Origin of the sequence: Hyphococcus lacteus, from assembly GCF_041058985.1 — a bacterium.
Classification (GTDB): Bacteria; Pseudomonadota; Alphaproteobacteria; order Caulobacterales; family Parvularculaceae; genus Hyphococcus; species Hyphococcus lacteus.
Genome location: NZ_JBEHZE010000001.1, coordinates 833,782 through 847,937 on the forward strand (window position 1 = coordinate 833,782; position 14,156 = coordinate 847,937).

A 14,156-nucleotide genomic window follows, 5' to 3' on the forward strand; every position below is an offset into this window, starting at 1 on the left:
CAAACAATGCGTGTCTTTCGCAAAACCGTCATCAAAAACTTTATGCCGCGTCATCACCGACAAGAATATCACGTTTACCAGCATGGTTAGCCGAAGAAATAACGCCTTCTTCTTCCATGCGTTCAATCAACGTCGCGGCACGGTTATAGCCAATTTGCAATCGCCGCTGGACATAAGATGTCGAGGCTTTGCGGTCACGAAGCACCACCGCAACAGCGCGATCATAAAGCGCATCGCCGGAATTGGTGTTACCGCCAATGTCAAAGCCGCCATCGCCGTCACCGTCCTCTTTCATCTCGGTGACCTCTTGCACATAGGTCGGCGCGCCTTGTTTCTTGAGATGGTTAACGATCTTTTCGACCTCATCATCGGCGACAAATGCGCCGTGAACGCGGCGTACCCGTCCACCGCCCGCCATATGAAGCATGTCACCCATGCCCAAAAGCTGTTCTGCGCCCTGCTCTCCAAGAATGGTGCGGCTATCGATTTTTGACGTCACCTGGAACGAGATCCGTGTCGGAAAGTTCGCCTTGATCGTACCGGTAATAACATCCACGGAGGGACGCTGGGTCGCCATGATTAAGTGAATACCGGCTGCACGCGCCATTTGGGCAAGGCGCTGGACCATGCCCTCAATGTCTTTACCGGCCACCATCATTAAGTCCGCGACCTCATCGATCACGACCACGATAAATGGCATCGATTCATATTCTAGCTCTTCGGTCTCATAGACCGCCTCGCCGCTTTCTTCGTCATAGCCGGTATGTACCGTACGGCTTAGAACTTCGCCGTTCTCTTCAGCCTCAGCGACGCGTGCATTAAAACCTTCTACGTTCCGCACGCCAACTTTCGACATCCGGCGATAGCGCTCTTCCATTTCGCGCACTGTCCACTTCAGCGCCACCACCGCTTTGCGCGGATCGGTCACAACTGGCGACAGAAGATGCGGGATACCCTCGTAAACGGACAGCTCAAGCATTTTCGGATCGATCAGGATGAGTTTGCACTGCTCTGGCGACAACCGATAAAGTAGCGACAAGATCATCGTATTGATCCCAACCGACTTACCGGAACCTGTTGTACCCGCGATCAACAAATGCGGCATCCGTGCAAGGTCCGCGAATACCGGCTCACCACCAATAGATTTACCGAGTGCAAGCGTTAGGTCGCCGCGTGAGTTTTCATATTCGCCAGCACCCAAAAGCTCGCGCAGGAATACCATTTCACGATCTTGGTTCGGCAATTCAATACCAATAACATTGCGCCCCGGCACTACCGCCACCCGAGCGGCCACCGCGCTCATCGACCGCGCGATGTCGTCGGCCAAGCCGATCACCCGCGAAGATTTAATCCCAGCGGCTGGTTCGAGTTCATAAAGCGTAACCACAGGTCCTGGCCGCACATTGATAATCTCGCCGCGCACACCAAAATCGCTCAGGACGTTTTCCAACATCCGCGCATTCTGTTCGAGCGCTTCGTCGGAAATAACGGCCTTTTTCGCAGGGTTCGGTTTTGCCAAAAGGTTGAGCGCCGGCAATTCGTAATTTCCGGCGGAGAAAACCGGAAGGTTCGGTTGAACCTCGCGACGCTCACGGCGGCTTTCTTTTTCTTTACTGCCCTTACGGATAATTTTCCGCTTACGTGATGGTGCCGCTAAGACAGGTTCTGCGTCTTCGTCCTCGGCGCTTTCTTCATCATCGTCTTCTTCGTATTCTTCCTCATATCCTTCTTCGTCGACGTCTTCTTCATCGGTCTCGCCACCGAAAAAGCGCTCGTGCAATTCGAGAACATAATCACGCGCACCAATCGCTAAGTCTTCGAGCGCCCACCATGCTTCGGCAAGGCGCTCCCGCGTCAGACCACAAAGAACAGAATAAGAAATGAGTGCAATCATTGCGAACACGCCGCCCGCAAGGGCAACAGATAACTTTGAACCAATGAAAAGCGCCGACAGGTTTGTAACACCCTTAAAGAGTGCATCGCCGATCAACCCGCCAGAGCCAACTACATATGGCCAATCCGCAGGTGGCGGCCAAGAGGCAACAAATGCAGCACCGGCACCAATCGCAATCGGAGCCGCAATTAAACGATGCCAGAAATCCGCAGGTGTTTCTTCGGGTGCGCCTTTGACCATGGCGAACGCGCCCCAAATCATGAGCGGCGCAATCAACAAAAAGGCTGAACCACCAATCCATTGCAAGGATAGGTCAGCTGCGATTGCGCCGATGGGTCCGCCCATATTGCGCACATCCGCAGGGGTCGCCGTATTAAAAGAAGGGTCAGAAATGGTGAAGCTCGCCAAGGCAACCAGCAACCATCCGCCGAGCACAATCATAGCAACGCCACCCGCGCGCATCATCACATTGCGCAGAAATGCGCGCATGCGGTCAGCAAACTCAGTAAACGGGTCGCGCTGGCGGCCCCTGAGACGGCCTCCATGGCGGTTTCCGTGGCGGGCGTAGGATCGGGATTCTCTAGACATGTCGAAACGTACTTACCGAACTGCGAAAAACGAACTTTGAGTTTGCCACTTATCATTAACCAAAGGGTTAACGGCTTTTAACCATTGGTTGGGCCACCCAAACCTGGCTCATCAAGCGGGGCACTGCGAACACCGATTGTGTATTTCACTGCAACCCAGATCAAAAGGCTCATAGAAAATGAGAACGCAGCAATCGCCACCACCCCAAGCGCTTGCCCGATGAGCCAGACATCTTCGTTGACCCAGAATGCAATCACAACGCCCCAAAGCCCGCATAATAAATGCGTTGGAATAGATAACCCCGCATCATCAATACGGTAACGATCAAAAAAGGGCGGCGTCACGGTAATAATCACGCCCCCTACCGCGCCAATCATGGCCGCTTGCCACAGTGCCGGGCCAAACGGTTCAGCGGAAATTGAAACAATCCCCGCAATCGCACCGGTCATGGCTGATACCAGTCCTGTGCGTTTATATACGGTTTGCGTCAGCACCATCGCCGCCAAGGAACCACCAGCCATCGCCAGCATCGCATTTGAAAGCATCTTGCCCAAAGAGATCGCGGCCTCGACGCTGGCGAACGAACCTGACAATCCTGCGATGACCAACATCATCCCAACAATCGCAAGCATCACTCCAAATGCCGATAGCGGCAAAGCGGTGGAAACCGCTGGGCGGCCCTGCCCTTGGGCGTAGCGACCATTGCGCGGGCCAACGACCATCACTGCGGCCAGCGCCGCGGCACCCGCGGAGACATGGATTACACCAGCACCGCCGATGTCGTGAAAACTCCATTCGGAGGCGAAATAACCGCCACCCCATGCCCAACTTGCCGCGATTGGGTAGATCAAAATCGACCAAATGAAAGCGAAAAACAAAAACGGCCAAAGCCGGACGCGCTCTGACACCGCCGACGACACAATCATTGTGCCGAAAGCCGCCAAGATCATATGAAAAAACCAGAACGCACCAGAAGAATACCCTAATGCGGCCGGGTCCTCATCTCGCGGGTGCCATATCCCAAATTCCCCGAGCACACCATTTGTCTCGATACCAAAAAGAAGCTGATAACCACTCAGCCAAAACGCAAAAACCGTTAGCGCCAACGCCCCAATGGTCCGAAGGCACACCGCCGGCGCATTCAGGGTTCGCGACAGACCAATATCCCGCAAGGCAAACCCCGCAATCAACAACAGACCAGCCAGCCCGCCTAAAATCAGCAAACCACTATCAAGCAAGTACCGCGTCACATCGCTGGCCGGATCCATGTCACTTGTCACGCCTTGCGCCACCGCCAATGACGGCGCGAGCACCATAAAAGAACCTGTGACAAGAGCTGTGATCATGTTTCGGCACATTATGTTTCGGCACATTGGCCAATCTCCATCTTCCGATGCTTCAATGTCGTAAGAGTGTTTCCAAATCTGTAAAAGCGCTCAAAATCTCAGGCACCTTGATTTTGGGCCATACGCCGCATCCCCCAAAGAGTAGACGCCAGCAACGGGAAAGGCGAAACTGCGCCCATGAGCCAATCTTTCGATATTGCAATCGTCGGCGGCGGATTATCCGGTGGTCTTGCAGCGCTGGCGTTAGCGTCAAAAGGGTTTCGCTGCGCGGTGATCGACGCTGGTGATCCCGCCAAAATGCGCGACGCGGCCTTTGACGGGCGCACGACGGCAATCTCTTATGCTTCAGCACGGGTGTTTCGTCGGCTCGGGCTGTGGGACCAGATCGCACCACATGCCGAACCGATCCGTGACATCTTAGTGACCGATGGGCGCGCAAAAAGTCGTTTTGACCAAGGGACGGTCTCTAGCTTTCATCTGCATTTTGACAGCCGGGAATTGGGTGATGATCAGCCGCTTGGCTGGATCGTCGAAAATCGGGTTTTGCGCAATGTGTTGTTTGACGCCATCGCCACCAAATCCGACATCGCATTATTTGCACCGGCAAAACGAAACGCCGCAAAATTTCAATCGGGCAGCGCGGTGGTGACGCTAGAGGACGAGCGCGAAATTCGCGCCACTCTCGTGGTTGCCGCTGATGGCCGAATGTCATCATTACGCGCCGAGGCGAACATTAAAACCAATCACTGGCGCTATGCCCAGACAGGCATTGTTGCAACCGTTGCCCATGAGCGCCCTCATGAAGGTGTCGCCCAGGAATTCTTTTTACCCGGCGGCCCGTTTGCCATTCTGCCCATGACGGAGAACCGATCATCCCTTGTCTGGACCGAAAAATCTGACGCCGCCCTCGCCTATATGGCATTGGATGAAAATAAGTTCCGTATAGAAATTGAGAACCGCTTTGGTGATTACCTTGGGGCAGTCACCCCGACAGGACCGCGATGGTCATACCCACTAGCTTTTACGCTGGCGCAAAGTTATGTTGCGCCGCGCCTTGCCCTAATCGGTGATGCAGCTCATGCAATCCACCCGATCGCCGGACAAGGGTTTAATCTAGGCGTTAAAGACATTGCGGCCCTTGCCGATGTGCTTGGTGATGGGCGTGACGTTGGCCTCGATATTGGCGCGCTCACCGTATTGCAGAACTATCAGCAATGGCGACGGTTTGATTCAGCAGCGCTTGCCCTTGGGACAGATTTATTAAATCGTCTGTTCTCGAATGATATTGCGCCGCTTCGGATTGCCCGGGATATTGGCATGGGGGCCGTGAACGCGGTCACGCCATTGCGAAAATTCTTTATGCGCCAAGCCGGGGCCGATGTTGGTGCATTGCCGAGCCTGATGGCTCGTGAAAATTAAAAAACGGGGAGAGTTCTATGACCATCACAAAGCGTGACTTGATAAAGGTATCGGGCCTGGCCGGGCTGGCGACGGCTACCGGGATCAGCGCCGCGAAAGCTCAACCCCTTCAAAATATGGCTTCCGATACGCAGCCTATTTCCGCCGATGAGCGCCGCGCCCGCATCGCAAAAGCGCAGAAATTGATGCGAGACCAAGGCATCAGCGCGTTATTGGTCGAAGCCGGGTCGGCGATGGTTTATTTCACCGGCATAAATTGGTGGCGCTCTGAACGATTGACCGGTGTCGTTATTCCTGCCGAAGGCGATATCGCTGTTGTTACGCCTTTTTTTGAAGAGCCCTCGATCCGTGAAAGTCTAGAGGTTGGCGACGATGTTCGCACATGGAACGAACATGAAAGCCCGTTTGCGCTCGTTGCGCAGATCCTAAAAGATCGCGGCTTAAAGCGCGGCAAGTTGGCCATCGAAGAAACTGTTCGACATTTCGTTGTGGATGGTGTCGCCAATGCCGCACCAAATTTCAAAATCGTCCCCGGACAGAATATCACGCGCGGCGTCCGCCTTTATAAATCTCCGGCTGAACTGGCATTAATGCAAAAAGCTAATGACATTACCCTTGCGGCCTATAAACATATTCACCCCATGATCGAAACGGGCATGACCCAACAAGACATTTCATCTTTAATGAGCGCGACCACATCTTCGCTTGGCGGCTCTGTTCAGTTCTCGATGGCGCTTATCGGTGAATCGAGCGCCTATCCACATGGATCGAACAAGCCGCAAACCGTTCAAGAGGGGTCTATTATCCTCATGGATTGTGGTTGTTCCGTACACGATTATGAATCCGATATTTCGCGCACATGGGTTTTTGGCGAGCCAACAACCAAACAACGCAAGGTTTGGAACACTGTCAAACATGGTCAAGAACTCGCGCTAGAAACCGCACAACTAGGCGTTAGCGCGGGCACTGTTGATGACGTGGTGCGCCGATATTACGAGGCCGAAGGCTATGGCCCCGGATACAAAACACCCGGCTTGCCCCATCGGCTCGGCCACGGGATTGGTATGGACGGCCACGAACCAGTGAATTTCGTGCATGGCGAAGAAACGAAGCTTACACCGGGTATGTGTTTTTCAAATGAACCAGGCATTTATATTTTTGGTGAGTTCGGCGTGCGGCTAGAGGATTGTCTTTACATGACCGAAGACGGCCCCAAATTATTTACGGCGCTATCCCCATCAATCGACAAACCGTTTGGTTAGCTGCCCGCTTGTTATCCGCGGAGCACCAGTTCGCCTTTGCGGGCCTCAACGCTTTCAAGTCGTGACAGATAACTCATACCCAAAAGGTTGATGTTAAGCTGATCGTCTTTGAGGATAAACGCTTTGACGCCTTCAATACGCAAACCATCAATATCGATTTCATCAATCGTCACAAAGGCGGCTTTGGTTTCACCATTCGCTGTGTGAACCGGATAGGTATAATCCGTCCACGATGTATAAATCCCTGCGGCGCGTGCATCGCTATCGCGTAGCGCCACATAACTTGCGCCCGTGTCGATCAAAAACTTAGCGGAACGTTGGTTGATGTCAGCATCTACGTAAAACTGACGGTCATGCGCGGCTTGGATGCGGATTTCATCGCCCCAATGAGAAACGCTGTTCGCACTTGGCTGAACGCTTTGCACGTTCGCCAAACGGGATGGAGTTTCTGGTTGGCTTGCTTGTCGTGCCTCAATCATGCGCGGTGCCACAATGGCAAGCGCGATAATTCCGGCAGCAGCAATAATTTCCGTACGCATGATAGTCCCTTTTATTAGGGGACTATCTAAACAGAGCTTGGTTTCAGGTTATTCAGCGCGTTTGTTCAAATTCTATGGTTTTAAATTAACCAAGACCGAGCACATCGCGCATGGAATAAAGCCCCGCAGGCTTCCCGATTGCCCACCGCGCAGCGGCCACCGCGCCCTTGGCAAAAAGCCCCCGATCAATGGCACTATGGGACAGGGTAATGACCTCTTGCATACCCGCAAACGACACTTGATGTTCACCAACAATGCCGCCCCCCCGCATCACCGAAAAGCCGATGTCGCCGGACTTGCGCGCACCAACGCGCGTGCCCTCCACGCCCGCAGAAACATGGTTAAGATCGACCCCGCGACCACGCGCAGCGGCAGCCCCCAACATCAAGGCCGTACCAGACGGGGCGTCGACCTTTGCGCGGTGATGCGCCTCGAATATTTCGATGTCGTAATCATCGCCGAGCGCCTTTGCGCCCGCTTCGACAAGGGCCGTCAAAACATTAACGCCGACGCTCATATTGCCGGATTTCACAATCGGTATGGCCTTGGCCAATTCTGTGAGTTCTGCCTCTTCCGCGTCGGAAAAGCCGGTTGTGCCAATCACATGGGCGACGCCATTTTCAGCGGCGGCACGCGCGTTGGTCACCGAAACCTTAGGCGCAGTAAAATCAATCAGCGCGCCCGCCCGCGATAAGCCCTTTTCTGCCGCGTCTTCGACCGAAAGGCCAATCGCATCAAGCCCCGCAAGAACACCAATATCCTTACCGATATCAGGACCACCCGGTCTTTCGAACCCACCCGCGAGCGAGGCCCCCGGCGTTTTCAGGATCTCAGCGACCACAGAGCGTCCCATGCGCCCACCGGCACCGGCCACTAAAATTGATGATTTCGCCATTGGTCTTCCTAACTCAACTGAATTCACGATCCGCGTGGGAACGCTGTTCCGTAGCGGTGCGCGAAATATTTCGCAATGTCTCGGGCGTTATCAATAAGTCGCGCCCCATTCGCTGTTTTTATGGGAACCTCACCGGCATCAGCATCATCACTCAGCATCAATGTTGGGCAGTTCTGGTGTTCGTCACCAAAGAGCCCCGTCATTTCGAGGCGCGGGCGGTCGATAGGCTGATAGCGTATATCTATCGCCTCTTTGATGGCTGGGTAATAGCTCAGCACACCCCATATTTCTGCGCATTCCGGACAAAACTCACGTCGGTCGTTATCGGAAAAACCCGGCGGTAGCAAAAATAATATGTCGCGGCTCATTTTAGTCCTTTCCAAATATCTTTTTATTCATCGTTGCATCTTCAGTATCACCAAGGCCACCACCGCTCAGTGTTTGTTCTGCCCCTTCGGCCATCAACATTTCAAGCACAGCCTTTGTTTCTTCTTGCGAGTTCACGCGTGGGAATTCCTTATCCGGTTCTGACACGCCTAGAAACTCACAAAGTGGTGCCCAGCCATCCTTAACTTCAAAAACCAGCAATCGCGTTGGCGCGATGGTGTTTTTCACGGCTTTCACATGGCGATCAAAAGCATCCAGCATCTTGCTACGATCATGAACATCACCGCCGAGATAGCGCCAAATCGCCTTTTCAGAAAGTTCACCAAAGGGCGTTGGTCGCGACATATCAACCATACGAGGGCTCAAGATCGTTTCCTGGGTGGAGGCAAACCACTTTTCCGGATCGCGAACCGTCAGAATAATTTTAGCATCGGGGTAATGGTCGGCGAGTTCCCGCCAGAAGCCCGCAATCGGAAAATCACATCCGGAGGGATAACCGCTAAAAATAGTATCCCAATCTGGGGTTTCACCAGCCGCAACCTGATCAGCAGCGCGGATCCATAGATCAATATGTCCCGGCGTCGCAAAGACCTCACTCATGTGATAGCTCGGCCCAAGACCCAATTCCTCTAATGCTACTTTTAGTGACGCCGTGCCCGTGCGGCCAAATCCGACACCGATAATTTTCATGACGGTCCCCTAAGTTTGGTTTCCGCCATTGTACCCACAACGCATAAGTAATTGACAAGTCATATATGCGATTGCCTCTTTAGGCGGGTCAGTTATGGTCGCCATTATTATGTCACTTGTACCGTCCCTCCGCGTATTTCGCCATCAAGGTTATCGTCATTATTGGTTCGCCCGGCAGTTGATTTCTGCTGAGCGCCAGATGGTGGCTGTCGCTATTGGTTGGCAAATCTATGACCTCGCGCGGGAAACGCGTTCGGTGGAAGAGTCGGCTTTCCTGCTTGGGCTTGTTGGTCTTGCCCAATTTCTACCGGTCTTACTGTTGTCGCTTGTGGGCGGTCAGGCCGCCGACCGACTGAATCGCAAAATGATTTTGGTATCCTCTAACCTAATCCGGTTACTGATTATTGGTATTTTGTTTACTGCGAGCTTTTATCCGGCGGCGGTTGCAATCCCCGCGATTTTCATGGCCGCCGTCCTCACGGGTGGGGTCAATGCGTTTACACCGGCGGCGGCGAACTCGCTTTATCCGACATTAATACCGCGCGATGAATTGCCATTAGCTATTGTCTGGAATTCTCTTGGGTTTCAAACCGCTGCGATGTTTGGCCCTGCGATTGGTGGGTTTCTTTATATTGGGGGGCCGCAACTCGTATACGGCACCGGCGCCACCCTGATTGTGATCGCTGTAGCCAGCCTTATGACAGCCCAGACACCGGCCCATGTCCCCAATAAGCAAGTGCGCGGCCTGACAATGGTGTTCGAGGGGCTGCGATATGTGCGTGACAACAAAATCGTACTCGGATCAATATCGCTCGATCTGGTGGTGGTGTTCTTTGGTGGCGTCACGGCGTTGTTGCCGGTTTTCGCCCGTGACGTATTACATATCGGCACTGAGGGGCTGGGGTTCTTGCGCGCCGCGCCCGCCATTGGTGCCGGGTTGGTGGCGCTGACACTAGCGGTCAAACCGTTTAACCGCCGGGTCGGTTTCTGGATGCTAAGCGCGATTGCAGTCTATGGGATGGCCATGTTGGGCTTTGCCCTGTCGCCCTATTTCTGGCTTTCAATGCTGATGCTCGCGATCACCGGTGCAGCCGATATGGTATCGATGTATGTGCGATCATCGGTGATGCAGCTCGCGACACCCGACGGCATGCGTGGGCGTGTTTCATCCGTATCGTTTATTTTTGTTTCTGCATCGAATGAACTTGGCGAATTTGAAAGCGGTGTCGCCGCACGCTTTTTAGGGCCGGTGGGCGCAGTCCTTTTAGGCGGAGTGGTGTCGATCTTTGCCGCTGGCGCGTGGATCAAATTGTTCCCCGCGCTTGCCCGCGCTGACCGGTTTGAAGACGCCGCGAAATTAGGACAAACCTCTTCGACCGTTTAGCTATTTTTGATGTATTTTTCGCGGAGAAGGACAGCGGAAGGCGATACGCCGCCATCCAAAACCGACGATCCCCGCACAGGCAAGGATCCGTCAGAGCAGCAGAAAAAATAAGGTGGATCTGTATTAACGACCGTCGGTGACGTTTTCCCAAAAATTCTTGGCACGGTCGAAAAATCCCCGTGATTGTGGACATGCGGCTTCGCCGCCGCCGGCCTCACAGAATTGACGCAGCAAGTCTTTTTGTTCTGCGTTTAGGCCCGTTGGGGTTTCGACTTGAATCTCGACATAAAGATCGCCACGACCCTTTTGGTTCAAGACCGTCATGCCTTTTGAGCGCACCCGGAAGCGTTTTCCGGTTTGCGACCCTTCGGGTACGGAGATTTTAACCCGCCCACCATCAATAGTTGGGGTTTCAAATTCACCACCCATAGCCGCCGTGGTCATGGGGATCGGCATCATGCAATAAAGATCGGCACCGTCGCGTTCAAACAGATCGCTTCCGCCCACATGAACGAATATATAAAGATCACCCTCTGGACCGCCGCGCGGTCCGGCCTCGCCCTCGCCCGAAAGGCGAATGCGCGTACCGTCTTCGATCCCAGCGGGGATGTCTACGCTAAGGGTGCGCTCACGGCGAACCCGACCTTGGCCACCACAATCTGTACACGGATCGGCAATCACCTGGCCTTCGCCATGGCAATGGGGGCAACTGCGTTCGATCGTAAAGAAGCCTTGCTGAACACGAACCCGGCCAGCGCCCTTACAGGTGCCGCAATGGGTTGGGCCAGAGCCCGGTTTTGCGCCAGAACCTTCGCAGGTTTCACACGAAACTGAACCGGGCACGTGGATTTCAGTTTTCTTGCCCGCAAAAGCGTCTTCGAGGCTGATTTCGAGATTATATTTAAGGTCGGCACCGCGACCGGGGCCACCGCGTCGCCCGCCGCGCTGACCGCCCATGAATTCGCCAAAGATCTCGTCGAAAATATCGCCGAACCCAGCCGCACCGGCACCGCCCCCAAAGCCACCCATACCACCATGGCCACCACCGCCATTTTCAAACGCTGCGTGACCAAACCGATCATATGCCGCGCGTTTTTGTTCGTCGGAGAGAACTTCGTAGGCTTCGCCTAGCTCTTTGAATTTTTTCTCGGCTTCTGGATCACCCTGATTTCGGTCAGGATGGTACTGCATCGCGCGTTTGCGGAATGCCGATTTGATCGACGATCCGTCTGCGCCGCGTTCAATGCCCAGAACTTCGTAATAACATGCTTGCGCCATAGTGATTTCGCGCCTGTCCAACTGGGGTTTTAACGCAACCCCTTTATTCCGGAGCCCCCGCCAGTGTTGGCTTTTCCGGTTGAAAAGATTGCGCCGCGCTTTTTACAAAGCGCGGCGCGTTTTTAAGCTTAGTCTTTTTTGTCGCCGTCAACTTCTTCGAAGTCGGCATCAACAACATCGTCGCTATCGTCTGCGGCGCTATCGGCCGCAGCAGCGGCAGCACCGCCATCATCGTCTTCGGCACCGGCCTGATACATGGCTTCGCCAAGTTTCATGGTCGCGGTTGCGAGTGTGCCCGCTGCTGTATTGATGTCTTCAACGCTAGCATTCTCGTCTTCGAGCTTGGCTTTGAGGGCCGCCAGTGCATCATCAATCGCAGAGCGATCTTCTGGTTCGAGCTTGTCGCCGTGCTCTTCGAGATTTTTCTCGGTCGAATGAACAAGTGCCTCAGCGCGGTTTTTCGACTCGACACTTTCGCGACGGGTTTTATCCGCATCCGCATTGGCTTCAGCTTCTTTGACCATTTTTTCGATGTCATCATCAGACAAACCACCGCTCGCCTGAATTCTGATCGATTGCTCTTTGTTCGTCGCTTTATCTTTCGCTGAGACGTGAACAATACCGTTGGCATCAATATCAAACGTCACTTCGACCTGCGGAACGCCGCGCGGTGCGGGCGGAAGGCCCACAAGATCGAACTGGCCGAGGCTCTTATTATCAGCTGCCATTTCGCGTTCACCCTGGAAGACGCGGATCGTCACGGCGGACTGATTATCTTCAGCCGTCGAGAAGGTCTGTGACTTCTTAGTCGGGATCGTGGTGTTCCGGTCGATCAGGCGCGTAAAGACACCGCCCAATGTTTCGATACCAAGCGACAATGGCGTAACGTCGAGAAGCAGAACGTCTTTGACGTCGCCCTGTAGAACACCCGCCTGAATAGCCGCACCAAGCGCAACCACTTCGTCAGGGTTCACACCTTTATGAGGGTCTTTGCCGAAGAACTGTTTTACAGTTTCCTGAACTTTCGGCATCCGGGTCATACCGCCCACAAGGATGACTTCGTCGATGTCACCAGAGCTAAGGCCCGCGTCTTTAAGCGCTTCTTTACAAGGCGCAACAGTGCGTTTGACCAAATCTTCCACGAGGCTTTCAAGCTTAGCGCGCGAAAGTTTCATGGTGAGGTGTTTCGGGCCAGAAGCATCAGCCGTGATAAAGGGCAGGTTCACTTCATAGCTTGAAGTTGTTGAAAGCTCTTTTTTAGCTTTCTCGGCTTCTTCTTTCAGGCGTTGCAGCGCGAGTTTATCTTTGCGCAGATCAATACCCTGGTCTTTTTTGAATTCAGTTGCGAGATAATCAACGATGCGAAGGTCAAAGTCTTCACCACCAAGGAATGTATCGCCATTGGTTGAAAGAACTTCGAACACGCCGTCGCCGATCTCAAGGATTGAGATATCGAACGTACCACCACCGAGGTCATAAACCGCAATTTTCTGACTGCCGGTTTTTTTATCAAGACCATAAGCCAGCGCCGCCGCTGTTGGCTCGTTAATGATCCGCAAAACTTCGAGGCCCGCAATCTTGCCGGCGTCTTTGGTTGCCTGACGCTGAGCGTCATTAAAATAAGCAGGGACCGTGATGACGGCTTGGGTTACGTCTTGGCCGAGATAACTTTCGGCTGTTTCCTTCATTTTCTGAAGGATGAAGGCTGAAATCTGTGATGGCGCAAATGTTTCACCGCGCGAGTCCACCCACGCGTCACCATTGTCACCTTTGACAATGTTGTAAGGTACCATTTCTTTGTCTTTTTGCGCGGTCGGGTCATCATAAGGACGCCCGATGAGGCGCTTGATGGCGAAAAATGTATTTTCCGGATTGGTTACCGCCTGGCGACGCGCTGGCTGACCGATCAGACGCTCGCTATCTTCGGTGAAGGCCACAACAGACGGGGTCGTCCGCGCGCCTTCGGCGTTTTCAATTACTTTCGGCTCTTTACCTTCCATGACGGCGACACAAGAGTTCGTCGTACCGAGGTCAATGCCAATTACCTTACCCATTTGATCGTTCTCCGTTTTAGCGAGCTGCCCATTTATTCCCGGCCTTTACGTCGGGCCTCAATAGTTGAATGGCGCCGAAAAGCGCCGGAAGCGGACACGCCCCTGATCAGTGACACAAGATGGTTGCAGACACCCGTTTTTCAACCGGCCCCGACTGCAACGTTCGGGCGGGATATAAGTAGGGGTGAAACAGGTCGCAACCCCGTGAGCATAGGCAGTGCGCCAAAATTTTTGCCTATTGGCTGAGAACAACAATGCCAAAGTAAATTAGGCCGGTTTCGCGTCCAAATTTGTCGCAGCGACCATCACGCTCAGAGCGTAACAGAAAGCCCCCGATCAGATGACCAACATCAAACCACGTTATTGTTTTGGCCTTCTCGATTTCCCCTAAGTGGCGCGTCTCAGTATTGTGTTACATTA

11 protein-coding genes are annotated in these 14,156 nt (G+C 53.6%); 3 read left to right on the plus strand and 8 right to left on the minus strand.

The annotated features are described in order from the left end of the window. Window positions 1-40: 40 nt before the first annotated feature. Window positions 41-2,482, minus strand: coding sequence for an FtsK/SpoIIIE family DNA translocase (locus tag ABFZ84_RS04015; RefSeq protein ID WP_369312629.1), 2,442 nt, complete (start codon window positions 2,480-2,482; stop codon window positions 41-43). 77 nt (window positions 2,483-2,559) lie between these two features. Then, window positions 2,560-3,828 (minus strand): ammonium transporter family protein, encoded by a 1,269-nt coding sequence (locus tag ABFZ84_RS04020; protein WP_369312630.1) that lies wholly within the window; start codon window positions 3,826-3,828, stop codon window positions 2,560-2,562. A gap of 177 nt (window positions 3,829-4,005) precedes the next feature. Between ABFZ84_RS04020 and ABFZ84_RS04025 the strand changes: the two genes are divergently transcribed. Together ABFZ84_RS04025 and ABFZ84_RS04030 are read left to right on the plus strand one after the other, a co-directional pair. Beyond that, window positions 4,006-5,247 (plus strand): UbiH/UbiF/VisC/COQ6 family ubiquinone biosynthesis hydroxylase, encoded by a 1,242-nt coding sequence (locus tag ABFZ84_RS04025; RefSeq protein ID WP_369312631.1) that lies wholly within the window; start codon window positions 4,006-4,008, stop codon window positions 5,245-5,247. A gap of 17 nt (window positions 5,248-5,264) precedes the next feature. Further along, the gene (locus tag ABFZ84_RS04030; RefSeq protein ID WP_369312632.1) at window positions 5,265-6,509 is read left to right on the plus strand and encodes a M24 family metallopeptidase; all 1,245 of its coding nucleotides are present in this window, start codon (window positions 5,265-5,267) and stop codon (window positions 6,507-6,509) included. A gap of 11 nt (window positions 6,510-6,520) precedes the next feature. Here the strand turns inward: ABFZ84_RS04030 and ABFZ84_RS04035 are convergent, their stop codons facing one another. The 4 genes from ABFZ84_RS04035 to ABFZ84_RS04050 all read right to left on the minus strand — a co-directional run bounded on the left by ABFZ84_RS04035 (window position 6,521) and on the right by ABFZ84_RS04050 (window position 9,020). Beyond that, on the minus strand, window positions 6,521-7,048 hold the full coding sequence (locus ABFZ84_RS04035) for a retropepsin-like aspartic protease family protein (RefSeq protein ID WP_369312633.1): 528 nt from the start codon (window positions 7,046-7,048) through the stop codon (window positions 6,521-6,523). An 85-nt stretch (window positions 7,049-7,133) separates the two neighbouring features. After that, window positions 7,134-7,943 (minus strand): 4-hydroxy-tetrahydrodipicolinate reductase, encoded by an 810-nt coding sequence (gene dapB, locus ABFZ84_RS04040; protein WP_369312635.1) that lies wholly within the window; start codon window positions 7,941-7,943, stop codon window positions 7,134-7,136. Window positions 7,944-7,966: 23 nt separating this feature from the next. Then, window positions 7,967-8,311: a DUF3088 family protein gene (locus ABFZ84_RS04045; RefSeq protein ID WP_369312636.1), complete on the minus strand. Its 345-nt coding sequence runs from the start codon at window positions 8,309-8,311 to the stop codon at window positions 7,967-7,969. Between the two features lies 1 nt (window position 8,312). Further along, window positions 8,313-9,020: a sulfotransferase family protein gene (locus tag ABFZ84_RS04050; RefSeq protein WP_369312637.1), complete on the minus strand. Its 708-nt coding sequence runs from the start codon at window positions 9,018-9,020 to the stop codon at window positions 8,313-8,315. Window positions 9,021-9,114: 94 nt separating this feature from the next. Here ABFZ84_RS04050 and ABFZ84_RS04055 point away from each other — a divergent pair, with 94 nt between their 5' ends. Next, entirely contained in the window at window positions 9,115-10,404 is a 1,290-nt protein-coding gene (locus ABFZ84_RS04055; protein ID WP_369312638.1) for an MFS transporter, read from the plus strand. A 123-nt stretch (window positions 10,405-10,527) separates the two neighbouring features. Here ABFZ84_RS04055 and dnaJ read toward each other — a convergent pair whose 3' ends face one another. Beyond that, window positions 10,528-11,682: a molecular chaperone DnaJ gene (dnaJ, locus tag ABFZ84_RS04060; RefSeq protein ID WP_369312639.1), complete on the minus strand. Its 1,155-nt coding sequence runs from the start codon at window positions 11,680-11,682 to the stop codon at window positions 10,528-10,530. A 128-nt stretch (window positions 11,683-11,810) separates the two neighbouring features. After that, entirely contained in the window at window positions 11,811-13,736 is a 1,926-nt protein-coding gene (dnaK, locus tag ABFZ84_RS04065) for a molecular chaperone DnaK (RefSeq protein WP_369312641.1), read from the minus strand. Between the last annotated feature and the right edge of the window lie 420 nt (window positions 13,737-14,156).

Coding starts and splice junctions, on each gene's coding strand:
- ABFZ84_RS04030 (WP_369312632.1), top strand. CDS start 5,265: ATGACCATCACAAAGCGTGACTTGATAAAGGTATCGGGCCTGGCCGGG.
- ABFZ84_RS04055 (WP_369312638.1), top strand. CDS start 9,115: ATGGTCGCCATTATTATGTCACTTGTACCGTCCCTCCGCGTATTTCGC.
- dnaJ (WP_369312639.1), bottom strand. CDS start 11,682: ATGGCGCAAGCATGTTATTACGAAGTTCTGGGCATTGAACGCGGCGCA.
- dapB (WP_369312635.1), bottom strand. CDS start 7,943: ATGGCGAAATCATCAATTTTAGTGGCCGGTGCCGGTGGGCGCATGGGA.
- ABFZ84_RS04045 (WP_369312636.1), bottom strand. CDS start 8,311: ATGAGCCGCGACATATTATTTTTGCTACCGCCGGGTTTTTCCGATAAC.
- ABFZ84_RS04050 (WP_369312637.1), bottom strand. CDS start 9,020: ATGAAAATTATCGGTGTCGGATTTGGCCGCACGGGCACGGCGTCACTA.
- ABFZ84_RS04015 (WP_369312629.1), bottom strand. CDS start 2,482: ATGTCTAGAGAATCCCGATCCTACGCCCGCCACGGAAACCGCCATGGA.
- ABFZ84_RS04025 (WP_369312631.1), top strand. CDS start 4,006: ATGAGCCAATCTTTCGATATTGCAATCGTCGGCGGCGGATTATCCGGT.
- dnaK (WP_369312641.1), bottom strand. CDS start 13,736: ATGGGTAAGGTAATTGGCATTGACCTCGGTACGACGAACTCTTGTGTC.
- ABFZ84_RS04035 (WP_369312633.1), bottom strand. CDS start 7,048: ATGCGTACGGAAATTATTGCTGCTGCCGGAATTATCGCGCTTGCCATT.
- ABFZ84_RS04020 (WP_369312630.1), bottom strand. CDS start 3,828: ATGATCACAGCTCTTGTCACAGGTTCTTTTATGGTGCTCGCGCCGTCA.